This window comes from Alkalihalobacillus deserti (genome assembly GCF_020734105.1).
GTDB classification, from domain to species: Bacteria; Bacillota; Bacilli; order Bacillales; family Bacillaceae_D; genus Halalkalibacter; species Halalkalibacter deserti.
In genome coordinates, this window is record NZ_JAJAFR010000001.1 from 318130 (window position 1) to 331296 (window position 13167).

The 13167-nt window shown below is 35.5% G+C and carries 9 protein-coding genes; 8 read left to right on the forward strand and 1 reads right to left on the reverse strand.

Annotated features, from left to right (window positions below; translation table 11 throughout):
* Nucleotides 1-370: 370 nt before the first annotated feature.
* The 3 genes from LDX58_RS01645 (at nucleotide 371) to LDX58_RS01655 (ending at nucleotide 2465) form a co-directional block, all read left to right on the forward strand.
* The gene (locus LDX58_RS01645; protein ID WP_227935118.1) at nucleotides 371-469 is read left to right on the forward strand and encodes a YjcZ family sporulation protein; all 99 of its coding nucleotides are present in this window, start codon (nucleotides 371-373) and stop codon (nucleotides 467-469) included.
* 79 nt (nucleotides 470-548) lie between these two features.
* Nucleotides 549-809: a sporulation-specific transcription regulator SpoVIF gene (gene spoVIF, locus LDX58_RS01650; RefSeq protein WP_227935119.1), complete on the forward strand. Its 261-nt coding sequence runs from the start codon at nucleotides 549-551 to the stop codon at nucleotides 807-809.
* A gap of 420 nt (nucleotides 810-1229) precedes the next feature.
* The gene (locus LDX58_RS01655) at nucleotides 1230-2465 is read left to right on the forward strand and encodes a Zn-dependent hydrolase (protein ID WP_227935471.1); all 1236 of its coding nucleotides are present in this window, start codon (nucleotides 1230-1232) and stop codon (nucleotides 2463-2465) included.
* 357 nt (nucleotides 2466-2822) lie between these two features.
* On the opposite strand, the gene LDX58_RS01660 is transcribed toward LDX58_RS01655, so the two are convergent.
* Nucleotides 2823-3491 carry a hypothetical protein gene (locus LDX58_RS01660; RefSeq protein WP_227935120.1) on the reverse strand — a complete coding sequence of 223 codons (669 nt, stop codon included), beginning with the start codon at nucleotides 3489-3491 and terminating at the stop codon, nucleotides 2823-2825.
* 570 nt (nucleotides 3492-4061) lie between these two features.
* Between LDX58_RS01660 and LDX58_RS01665 the strand changes: the two genes are divergently transcribed.
* The 5 genes from LDX58_RS01665 to LDX58_RS01685 all read left to right on the forward strand — a co-directional run bounded on the left by LDX58_RS01665 (nucleotide 4062) and on the right by LDX58_RS01685 (nucleotide 12931).
* On the forward strand, nucleotides 4062-4862 hold the full coding sequence (locus LDX58_RS01665; RefSeq protein ID WP_227935121.1) for a (2Fe-2S)-binding protein: 801 nt from the start codon (nucleotides 4062-4064) through the stop codon (nucleotides 4860-4862).
* A gap of 820 nt (nucleotides 4863-5682) precedes the next feature.
* The gene (locus LDX58_RS01670) at nucleotides 5683-7446 is read left to right on the forward strand and encodes a sensor histidine kinase (protein ID WP_227935122.1); all 1764 of its coding nucleotides are present in this window, start codon (nucleotides 5683-5685) and stop codon (nucleotides 7444-7446) included.
* Nucleotides 7430-8167: a LytR/AlgR family response regulator transcription factor gene (locus LDX58_RS01675; RefSeq protein ID WP_227935123.1), complete on the forward strand. Its 738-nt coding sequence runs from the start codon at nucleotides 7430-7432 to the stop codon at nucleotides 8165-8167. Before LDX58_RS01670 ends, LDX58_RS01675 begins: the two co-directional genes overlap by 17 nt.
* Nucleotides 8168-8296: 129 nt before the next feature.
* A complete protein-coding gene (locus LDX58_RS01680) occupies nucleotides 8297-9739 on the forward strand; it encodes a carbon starvation CstA family protein (RefSeq protein WP_227935124.1) in 1443 nt (480 codons plus the stop codon).
* A 468-nt stretch (nucleotides 9740-10207) separates the two neighbouring features.
* Nucleotides 10208-12931 (forward strand): GTPase domain-containing protein, encoded by a 2724-nt coding sequence (locus LDX58_RS01685; protein WP_227935125.1) that lies wholly within the window; start codon nucleotides 10208-10210, stop codon nucleotides 12929-12931.
* The last annotated feature ends 236 nt before the right edge of the window (nucleotides 12932-13167 follow it).

Sequence of the window (13167 nt, forward strand, 5' to 3'; positions counted from 1 at the left end):
ATGGAAACGTTGAACAAAATCAATAAAAAGACGAAGAGAGAGGCAAAAGATGCTTCTCTCTTTGTCTTTTTTTCATCACGTATACCCGTTTAGCGCGATCCTGCCCCAACGGTTAAGGAGTCACCGAGGGGCTGTATAGACGTAAGATATTATGATCCTTCCCTAAATAAAGTTATTTGTATCGGGGATGAGTTTTTTGAGTTTGAGAAACGGCTTTCACCACAGCAGGAAGTAAGACAGAATAAAAAAATCAAAAAGCTTATTAAAAAAATTAAACATAAACCCAAACATGTTGTTTTTAAATTGCATATAGTAATGAAGAATAGTAGTTATCTGCTATTTACTTACTGGTTCGAGGGAGGTGTTCTACATGTCTGGATACGCACACGGAGGTGGCTTTGCATTACTTGTTGTATTGTTCATCTTGTTAATCATCATTGGCGCATCTTATGGTGGCTACGGCTACTAATAGGATTAGTGACATGTAGGAATTGTTCCACTTTGACCGTGGAGCAATTCTCTACTTACCAATAAGAGGAGGATGTATTTTGTTTGGAAAAGGTTTTTTTCAAAACATTGAAAAGAAAACTGGCGTTAAGATGACGGATGTTCTAAAATTGGCAAACTCATTTCAGAACGCTAATTTTAAAGACGAACACACGGTTAGGCGAATCGTTCAAGAGGTATCTACTGTTGCCAATAAAAAGGTTTCTAAAGAAATGGAAGAAAAGATCGTACAAACCCTATTGAATGATTCGAATTCAGTAAACTTTGATACGGTTACTAAAATGTTAAATCAGAAAAAATGACGATAGAAATCTTGTAACTAGACACTTTTGTTACAAGTTTTTTTTGTTTTTTGAAAAATCGACAATAAGTTGATGCAATCATCATAATTTAAAAAAGAATACATAGTCTGTTAATAAATAGATCTCATATTAACGATGAATTAGATTTGAATGAGCGGAGAACCCTGGATTGGAACATAGAGAAATCTCAACCGTATTTCTGCTTAATAGATAAACCAAGTGCTAAACCTGCAGTCAAGTGTATTTCTATGTATAGAGGATTTAAAATACATTGGATAAGTTCATTTAGTAATTTTAGGAAAATGAATGTGACAAATACTCACGCAATTGCTGATATTGGCAAAAAGGAGCATTAAAATATAATAAATACTTAGGAAAATAAGAGATAACTATTAATCAAGTAAGGGAGTGATGTAATTAATACAAAAGCAAAGGTTACTTGTAAATGGAAAACGTCTGAAAGATGAACTTGAAATTTTTGCTGATTATGGACGTACACCGAATAATGGGGTTACAAGACTAGCTCTATCGGAAGAAGATCGCTTAGCTAGGGATTATTTTTGTGAATGTTGTGAACAACTTGGAATGACGGTGAAAGTAGATGATAAGGGTTCGATTTGGGCTACATTACGCGGCATTGAAGACAAACCTCCTATTATAATGGGGTCTCATTTAGATACAGTTAAAAAGGGGGGGAGGTTTGACGGTGTCCTCGGTGTTTTAGCGGGACTAGAGGTGGTTCGAACATTAGTAGAAAATAATATAACTCCTCGTATTCCTATTACGATTGTCAATATCACGAATGAAGAGGGGGCAAGATTTGAACCTTCGATGATGGCTTCAGGTGTGCTATCGGGTAAATTTGATAAGTCAGAGATGTTGAAAAAAAAAGACAGTGATGGAGTTACCTTTGAAGATGCTTTGGAGAAAATTGGTTATACTGGTGAAATTAAAAACCGTCTTGAGGAAGGAACTGCCTTTTTAGAGTTACATGTTGAACAAGGCCCGGTATTAGAAAGTGAAAATTTTGCTATCGGGGTTGTAGAGGCGGTAATGGGAATGGTTTGCTATGAAATTGAGATTACTGGTGAATCGGATCATGCGGGAACAACACCAATGGCAATGAGAAAAGATGCTTTGTTTGCAATGAATGACTTCATACAATCAATCCGACCTCAATTAGGGAAATTAGATGATGAACTTGTATTTACTGTTGGACGTGTCAATGTCAAACCCAATATTCATACCGTAATTCCAAATAAAGTGGTTTTCTCGCTTGAAGCAAGGCACAAAGATGAGTCCGTCATAAAAGAAGTGGAAAAAAAGATCCAAGAACATTCACAAATGATTATTAATCAAGGGGATTGTGACGTAAAACTGACGAAAATGTGGTTCCGTGATACAGTTTGGTTTGATGAAAAACTAATAGATTTATTAGAGAAAGCTGCTCAGACACTTGGTTATTCTTATAAAAAGATGATTAGTGGAGCGGGACACGATGCACAATTTATCAATCGAATTATTCCATCTGTTATGCTTTTTGTCCCTAGCAAAAATGGGAAAAGTCATTGTGAAGAGGAAGCAACAACATGGAGGGAATGTGAACAAGGAGCAAATATGTTATTAGAGGTGATATTAACAATGGTTAAAGAGTAATAAGGGAAAGACGACGAGAGGGACTAACCCACTCGTCTTTTTTATTCATAAGCGAAAGTATAAGGTGAAAAAAAGGCTATCGAATTTTTGCAAATTGTAGCACGACCAGAGAAAAGTAGGAGTAAAAATAGATATTACAGGGAGAATTAAAACCTAAAAAAACGATTCAATCGCCCTGACAAATTGTGATGATGATGACTATTACAGTCCGTATTATCTGACCTTTAACCCAGATAGTTGTGGTTATAAATGAAGATGATTTTAGTGGAAAGCAATCGTTACTACAATATGCACACATATTAGACGGTCTAACGATAAAAAGAAGCACAAATCAGTGTGATCTGTGCTTTTATTTTATTAAATAAACTTAGAGATACGCTCAATATCTTTACAATTAATAATGGTGCGGAGAGCTGGTTCAGGCGGAGAAACCATTGCACATTGATCAATAACAACACAACCATCTTTCTTGACTTTTACTATCGTACCTGTAATAGGTTCTCCAGATTTTGTACGAATCGACACTTTTCTTCCTTCAAATTTCTTTATGATCTTACAAATACAATCTTTTTTTGATTTAAGGTTTTTAAGTTTCTTTAAATGCTTTAGATCGTCTAAGTCATCAAGTTTGTCGAGATCTTTCAAATGCTTCAACTTTTTTAAATATTTACGATCATTTGAGTTTTTTTCTTCCTGAGGACATGCAGGTTTTTTGTATGTTTTTGGTTTGGATGGTTTCTTAGGACAATCTTTTTTCTTGCTATCTAATTCAATTGGTTTCAGGTCAATACAATCCATTACTGGTTTGTCAAAATCCTCTTCCTTATCACCTTTATCTTTTGAACTTGTATCCTTATGATCGTTATCCTTATTTTTATAATGGTGTAGTTTCTTGTTTTGGATTTTTTTCATACAAAGCTCAGTGAATTTCTCGTGAAAATCAAAGTCTTTATCCATTCCAAGGTCAAGATCGAATTCCAAATCAAGTCCTAAGTCAAAGTCGAAATCAATTTTTTTCTTGGCCATCGTTTACTCTCCTTTCACTTGCTTTCAAAATAGTCTATTCACAAATATTCTGAGTGGAAGGGTGTATGCCCCTAAACAGATGACCTATTTTATGGGTTAATGAAACATTTTTTCTTATAGAGCTTGTTCAAAAAGGGCGTCTTCCCTTTTTGAACAAGCTCGAAGCAATTGCAATGTTTTAAGTCGATCCGAGTGGTTTTCTCGGATAGACGCGCAGTGAGTGAAGCCATTGCAACGCCGCATTAGGAGAGAGGATATTAAAGGTTCAAAAAGGTACTCTATAAGACTTGCAATGGCTCCGTTCGCTACTCGTCTTACTATGAGAAACCCACTCAAAGTAAGACTTTTAAAGGTGTAGCGACTAAGCTTATTGCTTCTTAGTCTGTTCAAAAAGGGGAAAAACCTCCCTTTTTGAACAGACTCTTATATATTAGAAGATATATTGATTAGACAAAAACCATTGAAGTTTTAAAAAAGTGGCTTTATACTTAAATTGATAATGATTATCGTTTCACATTAAATCATAAATTAAGAATGCCACGAGCTGTGATCTTTAAAAGGGGGAGAATAATGGATAAAGCTGTCTATAATAATGTACTAGAGAAACATTTTTTTCTTTCTAGTAAAGGACAGGAAGGTGTTTACCAAGAGATTACGCTAGAATATTTATGTCAATCGAATCAAGCTACTCTTTTTTTAGAGCAGTATAGTAAGCAAATAAAAGCACTGAAGCCACAAGTTCCAGCTACTTATTTTTTTAGTATGTTTGGAATAACATGTTCAGGATTTCTTGCGATGCTGATATTGCATCAAGTGGTTGTACCATTATCACTTAGCACGGTTTCCGCTCAGTTGTATAAAATTGAAAAGTATCAATCGAAGGCGATAGCGTTTAAAGTTAGCAGTGAGGACTGGCAAGAAGGAGACGGAACGGTAGAGTGGAGAAGAAAGCAAATTTCCTCTTTTTTCACATTAACAGTTACACCACTATTGGATTCCATAGCGAAACTAGTTGACATTCGCCCGCGAGAACTATGGGGACAGCTTCTTCATGGGTTTGAATATGGATGGAAGGTAGCTTTAAATTTAGCCGCGAATGAAGAAGAACGGGAAAGTTTGAATCAAGACTTTCAATGGATTACGAAAGAAGCAAGCCATGTCCTTTTTAATAGTTTGAAAAACCGACTAGACTTCCCTCATATTAAAATTGAGAATCCTACAACTCCAGGCTTAATGCAGAGGCTAAAGCCAACTTGTTGCCTCTACTATCAGACTGAGGGAGCAAAGGCAAAATGTTATACTTGTCCACGGATGACGGTCAATGAAAGAGAAAAACGAAAAAAAGAGATCATTGCGGAGGTCACTCAGTAGAGCGGTCTCTTTTTTTGTTCCTTCTTTAAATTGACTGATCCCTTATAATAAAATGAGTAAACTGACAGCCTACCTAGGTAAAAGACCATTTAGTCGTTAATATGATCTAGTCATTCTAAAACGCTTCTTCACCCTTTAAGAATGAGTTTCTTGAGCTCAATGCACCAAGAATGTTCTTCAAAAATCCATTCAATTTATCAACCCTGTTATTCAAAATAAGATAGGCCTTTTTAAAGTCAAAATTGGAAAAGCATGTACGGCGAATGAGAACGTTAAACTAAAAAAGCGTGATCGTCTTGTGTATGAACACTTTTGACAATTTAATTATTCGATACACCTATTATTTCTCCGCCGAAAACAACTTCACCTAATACACGTTCACTTTTTCAACCAGTTGATCCTCGCCCATGTCCATAAATATAAGCCTATTTCTAGCTTTGAATCTAAATTTTCTACTAGTGCTTTAACTGTGTCTGGCATAAATAGTAAGTGACATTTGAGCGTAGTAAAAACCTAATTCGTTTTTTGATGGGTCTCTTCGGTAGCCAAACCATTCAATTGGGCATGATTACAGAGGAGGAACAGGTGCCAAGGGGCAGATTTAATTGTTGTTGTTCTTGTAATGCTGTTTTATAGTAAAAAGAAGAGATTTATTGAGAATGACGATGCTACAAAAAGAAATATATGGTGTAACATGGTTCATTATTTTCTTTAGAGCATAGATACTAGGGAATTATCTAAAAACTAATTAGTGTTACACGGTTTTGGGAATCTTGAAAAGATAACCAATGATAGCAACTTAAATTAGGAGATGTAAAGTATGTGGGAATTGATATTAGTTATGCTAGAGCGCTTAGGAATTATCGTTACAGTGGCTTTTGTCATGACTCGCTTTAAATTTATTAGACATCTGATTGAAAAAAAGGAGATTTCCACTCGTAATCAAGTGAGTGTAATTTTGATGTTTGGTTTTTTTGGAATTATCGGTACATACACAGGGTTAACGATTAACCCCGGACAAGCAACTTATCTCCGCTGGGCTGTCGACTTGGGAGAAGGAGAAGCCATTGCCAATTCACGAGTAATTGGTGTTGTTGTTGCAGGACTATTAGGTGGTTGGAAGGTTGGTGTTGGTGCGGGGCTCATTGCTGGTGTTCATCGCTATTTTCTTGGGGGTTTTACGGGATTTGCTTGTGGCTCATCCACGATTATTGCGGGGGCGATTGCTGGCTATTTTTATAAAAGAAATAAAAACAATCGCATCATCTCCTTACAAACGGCCTTAATCGTCGGGATGTTAGCAGAAGCAGTTCAAATGGGAGTGATTTTACTGGTGGCTAGGCCTTTTGAGCAATCATTACGGTTAGTCGAAAGCATTGGTATTCCCATGATTGTAGCAAATGGAATTGGAGCAGCGATCTTCATCTTAATTATTCGTAATGTAATTCATGAAGAAGAAAAAATGGGATCGATGCAGGCTCAAAAAGCACTTAAGCTAGCTAATCTCACATTGAAGTATTTACGGAAAGGATTAACTTTTCAATCTGCACAACCGACCTGTGAAATCCTCTTGAAAGAAGTAAATGTAGATGCTGTATCCATAACCAATCAAGAAAAAATTATTGCATATGTGGGGATAAGTGAAGACCATCATTTAATCAATGAAGATATTAAAACAATTGCGACAAAGCGTGTGCTAAAAGAGGGTAAATTAGTGATTGCTGGACCGGAAGAAATCAATTGTGGAGTTGAAAATTGCAAACTCCATTCTGCGATTATCTCTCCTCTTAAAATTAAAGATGAAACAATTGGGACATTAAAATTTTATTTTAAATCAGAAAAGGATCTATCTCCTACGACAATTGAATTAAGTAAAGGACTTTCCACTTTATTAAGTCATCAACTAGAGTTATCAGAGGTAGATCGCCATTTAGAATTAGCTAAGCAAGCTGAGATAAAAGCCTTACAAGCCCAGGTAAGTCCTCATTTCTTATTCAATGCGTTAAATACGATTGTTGCTCTTGTGCGAACGGACCCATTAAAAGCAAGAAAATTATTAATTTCTCTCTCTCACTTTTTTAGACAAAATCTAGCTGGAACAACGGCTACACAAACGACATTAGAGGAAGAGTTAAAGCATGTAAAGGCGTATTTAGAAATAGAAGAAACTAGGTTCCAAGACAGGTTAACCATTCAATATGAAATTGATGAAGAGGCGTTACAGATTAAAATACCACCGATGACGTTACAACCAATTGTTGAGAATGCTATCAAACACGGTGTGAAACAACTGCACAGTAACAGTCGCATTCTTATTCAAATCAAAAAGGTCCAAGGGGCAGTTCTTTTATCGATTAAAGATAATGGCAAAGGAATGAACAAAGAGCGATTAAAGGAGCTTGGAAAAGAAGGACTGGAATCCTTAACTGGAACAGGGATTGGGCTTTATAATGTGAATCGGCGTTTAGAGATGATGTATACTGCTGAATCGAGATTAAGAGTGGAAAGTAAAGAAGGGGAAGGGACGACTGTTTCTTTTGATATCCCCGTTATTAGGAGGAGCATTAATGAGCAGGGTAATTAAAACGGTTATTATTGACGACGAGCCTTATAGTCGAGATGAGTTAAAATTCTTACTTGAACGATACGAAGACATAAATATTGTTGCTGAAGCGGACTCTGGTGAAAAAGGGTTAGAGATGGTGATGAGAAAAGAACCTGATGTGATTTTTGTTGATATTGAAATGCCACAAATGTCTGGTTTAGAATTAGCGAAAGCACTACAAAATTTAAAAAAAGTGCCCCTTATCATTTTTGCTACAGCCTATCCTGACTATGCTGTCAAAGCCTTTCGTGTTCAAGCATTAGATTATTTAGTGAAACCATTTGATGAGGATCAACTTTCAGAAACAATGGCTAGGATAACTGAGAGCTTAGGAAGAGCGAAGGAAACAAAAGACGAAAGACCGAAAGCTAGCGCGAGGTTGGCTATTGAACATGACGGTCGAATTGTTTATGTTTCTCCTCAAGATATCATCTATGTTTTTCGTGAGGAACGTGAGACGATGATTTGTACGATTAATCATACTTTCAATACAAAGACACCTATAAAAGAGTTAGAAGAAAAGCTTAGAGGGTTTCCTTTCTTTCGCACACATAAAAGTTATTTAGTTAATCTAGATAAGGTAGAGCAACTAATCCCTTGGTTCAATGGTGCTTATCAAGTGAAAGTAGTGGGACAGAAAAAGGAGATACCAGTGAGTAGAAACTATGTAAAAACTTTAAGGGAACGCTTAGAGCTTTAATTTGTGCATTTGAGACTTCAATATAAACATCTTAGCAGCCTTTTTTAACATGTTATCACAATTTCGACACAAATATGCTTTCATGTAGTTATAATGAAAGCGTATTCAAAAATTGGAAGAGGTGTTGAAATGATTACATTCTTAGGATCTATTGCACTTTTAATCATTGCTTATTTCACGTATGGTAAATTCATTGAAAAAATGTTTGAAGTAAAATCAGCAAGACTAACCCCAGCTCATAGCATGAAAGACGGGGTCGATTACATTCCAATGGGAACCAATCGAAATTCGTTGATTCAGCTTTTAAATATTGCCGGAGTTGGACCGATTTTTGGACCGATCATGGGTGCTTTGTATGGTCCAGTCGCGTTCATTTGGATCGTCGTAGGTTGTATTTTTGCAGGGGCTGTTCACGATTATTTAACAGGGATGATCTCAATTCGTAACAAAGGAGCTCACTTGCCTCAGCTTGCAGGGAAGTTTCTAGGGAAATTTATGAAACATTTCGTTAATGCAGTTGCTGTTCTTCTATTACTACTTGTTGGAACCGTTTTCGTAACGGCACCTGCTGGACTATTATTTAACTTAATGGATGGTTGGGTTGCTTTAGGGGTAATCACAGCAGCAATCTTTGTTTATTATATTTTTGCGACATTGCTACCGGTTGATAAAATCATTGGTAAGATTTATCCGATTCTTGGTGCACTATTGTTGATCAGTGCACTCGGTATTGGTGGTATGCTAATTGTAACAGGGGCACCAATTCCTGAATTAACATTTGAAAATATGCACCCAGCTGGAACAGCTGTGTTCCCAATTCTCTTTATTACCATTGCTTGTGGAGCTGTTTCTGGATTCCATGCGACACAGTCACCGATTATTTCACGTACTCTTAAAAATGAACAAAATGGACGTAAAGTATTCTACGGAATGATGATTGTGGAAGGGATCATTGCGATGATTTGGGCAGCTGCAGCAATGAGTCTTTTCTATGGAACAGACTTAAGTGAATTGATTGCAACTGGTGGAGCAGGTCTTGTTGTAAGTGAAGTATCATTTACATTACTTGGTGCAATTGGTGGAACATTGGCTGTACTTGGTGTTATCGTTTTACCAATCACTTCTGGAGATACAGCATTCCGTTCAGCACGAATGATCATTGCTGACTATATTAAAATACCACAACTGAAATTTGCAAGCCGTCTTTGGATCGCATTACCGCTATTCGTGATTTCATTCATCTTAACTACAATGGATTTCACGCTTTTATGGAGATACTTTGGTGTAACGAATGCAGCGCTTAGTGCCATTGCTTTATTTGTTGGAGCTATGTATCTAGCCATTCAAAAGAAGTTTCACTGGGTTGCAACGATTCCAGCAATCTTTATGACAATGGTCTCACTCACATTTATCTTTAATGCACCAATCGGATTTGGTTTGCCAATTTCAACTGCATACTTTGCAGCATCAGTTGGAACCATTATTATCTTAGTGCTTTTCTCTTACAAAATTAAGCTTAACCGTGCAGTAACAAATTTTGAGTTAGACGATGATATCGATAAAGTAGCTTAATTTAATGGAAAGAAGCGAGGCGTAACCTTTTTAAGGGTTGCGCTCTTTTTTTATTTGTTGCTGTTGACCTATTTGTAACAATAACGGACAACTAAAGCACACTTCTTTGAACATGAGCATTGTAGGAGCTACATGTATTATCAATAAATCAATAAATAAATAAATAAATAAATCTCTGTCCAATAGTTATCCCATGCATTAGACTATATGCAAGAGTCTCGTGTAACTTGGATGAATCACCTACTAATCGGTAAAAGTATATAAAAACATGTAAAATTATTTAAATGTAATAAGGGATTGTCGTTAAATTGAAATGTAAATGAAATTTCTTATCAAAAAAAATTTGTTACAATAACGGGATAAAGCTCACTCATTTTTAATATACTTAATTTTGGGAAAGTATTGGATCTTATTTCAAAGTGTCCGATCTTTTGAACACTCTTTATAACATCGGGGAAGGGAATGACTATGACACTAGAAAATGAATTAATCCAAAAAATATTTTATAAGAAGTTTATCAGCAAAGAGGAACAGACAGATCGTGTTCAGGTGTTAGCAGAAGCTTCTTTAGACGAATTAAAAAATGAATTACCAGATCTATCATACATTCGTTTTTCGCAAGGTGAGATCTATTATAATTATAAAGATTTTGAAGCAGCCATTTTCAAATGGGAAAATATTCACAATGAATTACAACCTTGGGCAAGAAAAAATATCGCTGATTCATACTTTGAGCTCGGCATGCTTCAAGAAGCTGAAGAGATTTATTTATCAATTGACGCAGACAATTTAACTCTAAAAACGGAAGTGTCTTTACAACTATTCTCGCTTTACATGGAACAAGAACAGTTAGATAAATCAGTTGAAGTCATAAAAGAAACGGTTGCAATAAACCCAGACTATCCAAATGTTACAGCGATAGCGAGATCATTCTTTGAGGAATACCGAGATTATAGCAATGTAATAGAACTAACTGTAAATGAAGCGTTACGTACGGAAAACCTTGATTGGTTTGATGCCCTTAACACTTATGTGAATAAAAGGTTAACTAAAACGATCGAACCTGTTTTCTTCAATGAGATACTTAGCAAATTAGCACAAATGGACCAGAAACGATTTGTGCGATTAACTTTATCTTTTTGGAAAAATTATCAGAACGGGCCATTTTTTTTCGAATGGATCAATCAAGTTAATCAACTTTTTTCAACGATTGAAGTCCTTCAATCAGAAGGATGGCAGGATCTATCAAAACAGTTACAAGAGACCTATTTTCAGTTAATTGATGGGACGTATTACATAAGTGAAATAGCGGATGTTATACCTAGCCTTTTAACGAACTGGTTGAAAATCACCGATACAAAGGCCGTAACGGCAGCAGCCCTCCTTGCGTGGGAGGAAATTTTCCCATCAAAGTTAAGCCATGTTGTGTTAAATGATGCTAAAAACATCATTAATCAATTAGAAATGGAAACAGGTGAACTTCAACAAAGTTTAGAATTATATCAATCTATTGTAAAATGGGCGGAAAATCACGAGATAGAAGTTGGAAAGCAAATTAAATGGATGATTGAACAAATCGTGGATACAGATGTAAATCATCTTCTAATCGCTGGAAGCGCCGGAAATGGAAAATCATCATTCATCAATTCAATCTTAGGTACATCGATATTAGAAGCATCTTATTCAACAATTGTCATTCAAGATCATCTTGAATTAGAAATTAAGAAAATAACCGATTCAAGTGAAGAATTAGGCTTAACATTAGAAGATTTCCAGTCAATTACTGCGTTACGCCGTCAGCCTCATTTAATTGACTTAAAGTTTCCTTCAATCTACTTAAGAGAGAATGCTTTAGCATTCATTCATACACCTACCTTGATTGGTGATAGAGAAGGCAAAGAATCATACCTGATTGATTTAGCAGATAGTGTTTTATTTGTTCTAAGTGCTAATACGCCATTTTTAGATGAAGAGTGTCAAGTGATTATGAATCTCAAACAACAGGAACCGAATTTACCCATTCATTTTATCTTAAATAAGATAGATGTTCTTAATGAGCAGGAATCAACAAGAATTCTAGAGGAAACTGAGGCTAGGATTCACTGTTACTTCCCAGATGCCAAAGTCGTTGCTTATTCATCAACTCTGAGTAAGCCACATCAGAAAGATTTATCGGAATTAAAATTGATCTTACCAACTAGAAAGAAAGAACAGTCGAAAAACAAAAAAATATTACTCTTTATTCGCAAGACGATTACGTATCTGCTTCAAAAACGACTGGATCTCGAAAATGAATTAATCGAGTCAATACATTGGAATAAAGAAGCAGTAACCAAACTAAATGGTGCTATTCATCAATTAAGTGATTTGGAAAAAGAAAAAATTCAAATTATTAAAGAATCCTACCAAGCGGTAAAAAATGAAATGAAAAGCAATTTACAAAAGGCCATTCCTGAATTACTGAGACAGTGTTCGAATTACGTAACCGAAACGAGCGATTTTCGAAAACTTCACGTTGAACTAAATAAAGAAATGAATAAACAAATTCAAAGTTATATTCGGGATTCGCTCCTACCATCTTTTTCAAATTCGATTCAACAATGGCTTGAAGTGTCTAATGTTGAATTTATTCGAAGTCAATCTTATTTAAAGGAAATGTGTGAGGGGTTTAATGGATTATATCGAAAAGAACGATTTAAATTCAATTGTGATTTTAGAATCCTTGATGATTGGTATCGCGATATTGATCGGATGGCAAATGGTATCAGTCTAGATGAGGTCAATGTTTTATTAAGACTAACTCCATCGCAGTTGCTGTTGAAAAGTTCTGGGAAGTTATTTGGAGTCTTACCAATGACTAACTCGATGCTGTTTACCATGTATAAAAAGTTTATAGAAAATGAGAAATATGAACAAGTGACGGAAACAATAGTGAAACAATTTATGATGCAGTTTGAATTATTTGAACGAGGATTAGAGCGAGATATCTCTATGTCCTTTAGAGAGCCATTCTCTGTCATTGATGAAGCTATTAAAGAAGCTGAATTACAAATCGATGACAAGCATAAATCTTTAAATAAATTAAAATCAAATCCGGAAGTATATGTAGATCCATTAACTTTATTTAAAGTGAAACTTCGTCAATATGAACTACTCGCAAACAGTAAAAAAACACTACACCCTGTAGGCTAACAGCTGTCATAAAGAAAACTCATTCACCTTCGGGTTGAATGAGTTTTCTTTATTAAATATATTATTCAATATTTCACAATGCTCTCTCTGTTAGTAAGCACTATATTTTAATTGAGATTCTCTAAAACGGAGTTCATATGTATTTTATTAGGAGGTCATTGTAGCAATGTTTTAGTTAATTTTAATTACTATTTTAAAAAAATTCTAGAAGACCCCCTTAAAAATAAGAGTGTGTG

What these genes read in the sequence shown, in the direction of transcription:
- LDX58_RS01675 (WP_227935123.1), top strand. Translation starts at nt 7,430, where the DNA reads ATGAGCAGGGTAATTAAAACGGTTATTATTGACGACGAGCCTTATAGT.
- LDX58_RS01680 (WP_227935124.1), top strand. Translation starts at nt 8,297, where the DNA reads ATGATTACATTCTTAGGATCTATTGCACTTTTAATCATTGCTTATTTC.
- LDX58_RS01670 (WP_227935122.1), top strand. Translation starts at nt 5,683, where the DNA reads ATGTGGGAATTGATATTAGTTATGCTAGAGCGCTTAGGAATTATCGTT.
- LDX58_RS01685 (WP_227935125.1), top strand. Translation starts at nt 10,208, where the DNA reads ATGACACTAGAAAATGAATTAATCCAAAAAATATTTTATAAGAAGTTT.
- LDX58_RS01645 (WP_227935118.1), top strand. Translation starts at nt 371, where the DNA reads ATGTCTGGATACGCACACGGAGGTGGCTTTGCATTACTTGTTGTATTG.
- LDX58_RS01665 (WP_227935121.1), top strand. Translation starts at nt 4,062, where the DNA reads ATGGATAAAGCTGTCTATAATAATGTACTAGAGAAACATTTTTTTCTT.
- LDX58_RS01660 (WP_227935120.1), bottom strand. Translation starts at nt 3,491, where the DNA reads ATGGCCAAGAAAAAAATTGATTTCGACTTTGACTTAGGACTTGATTTG.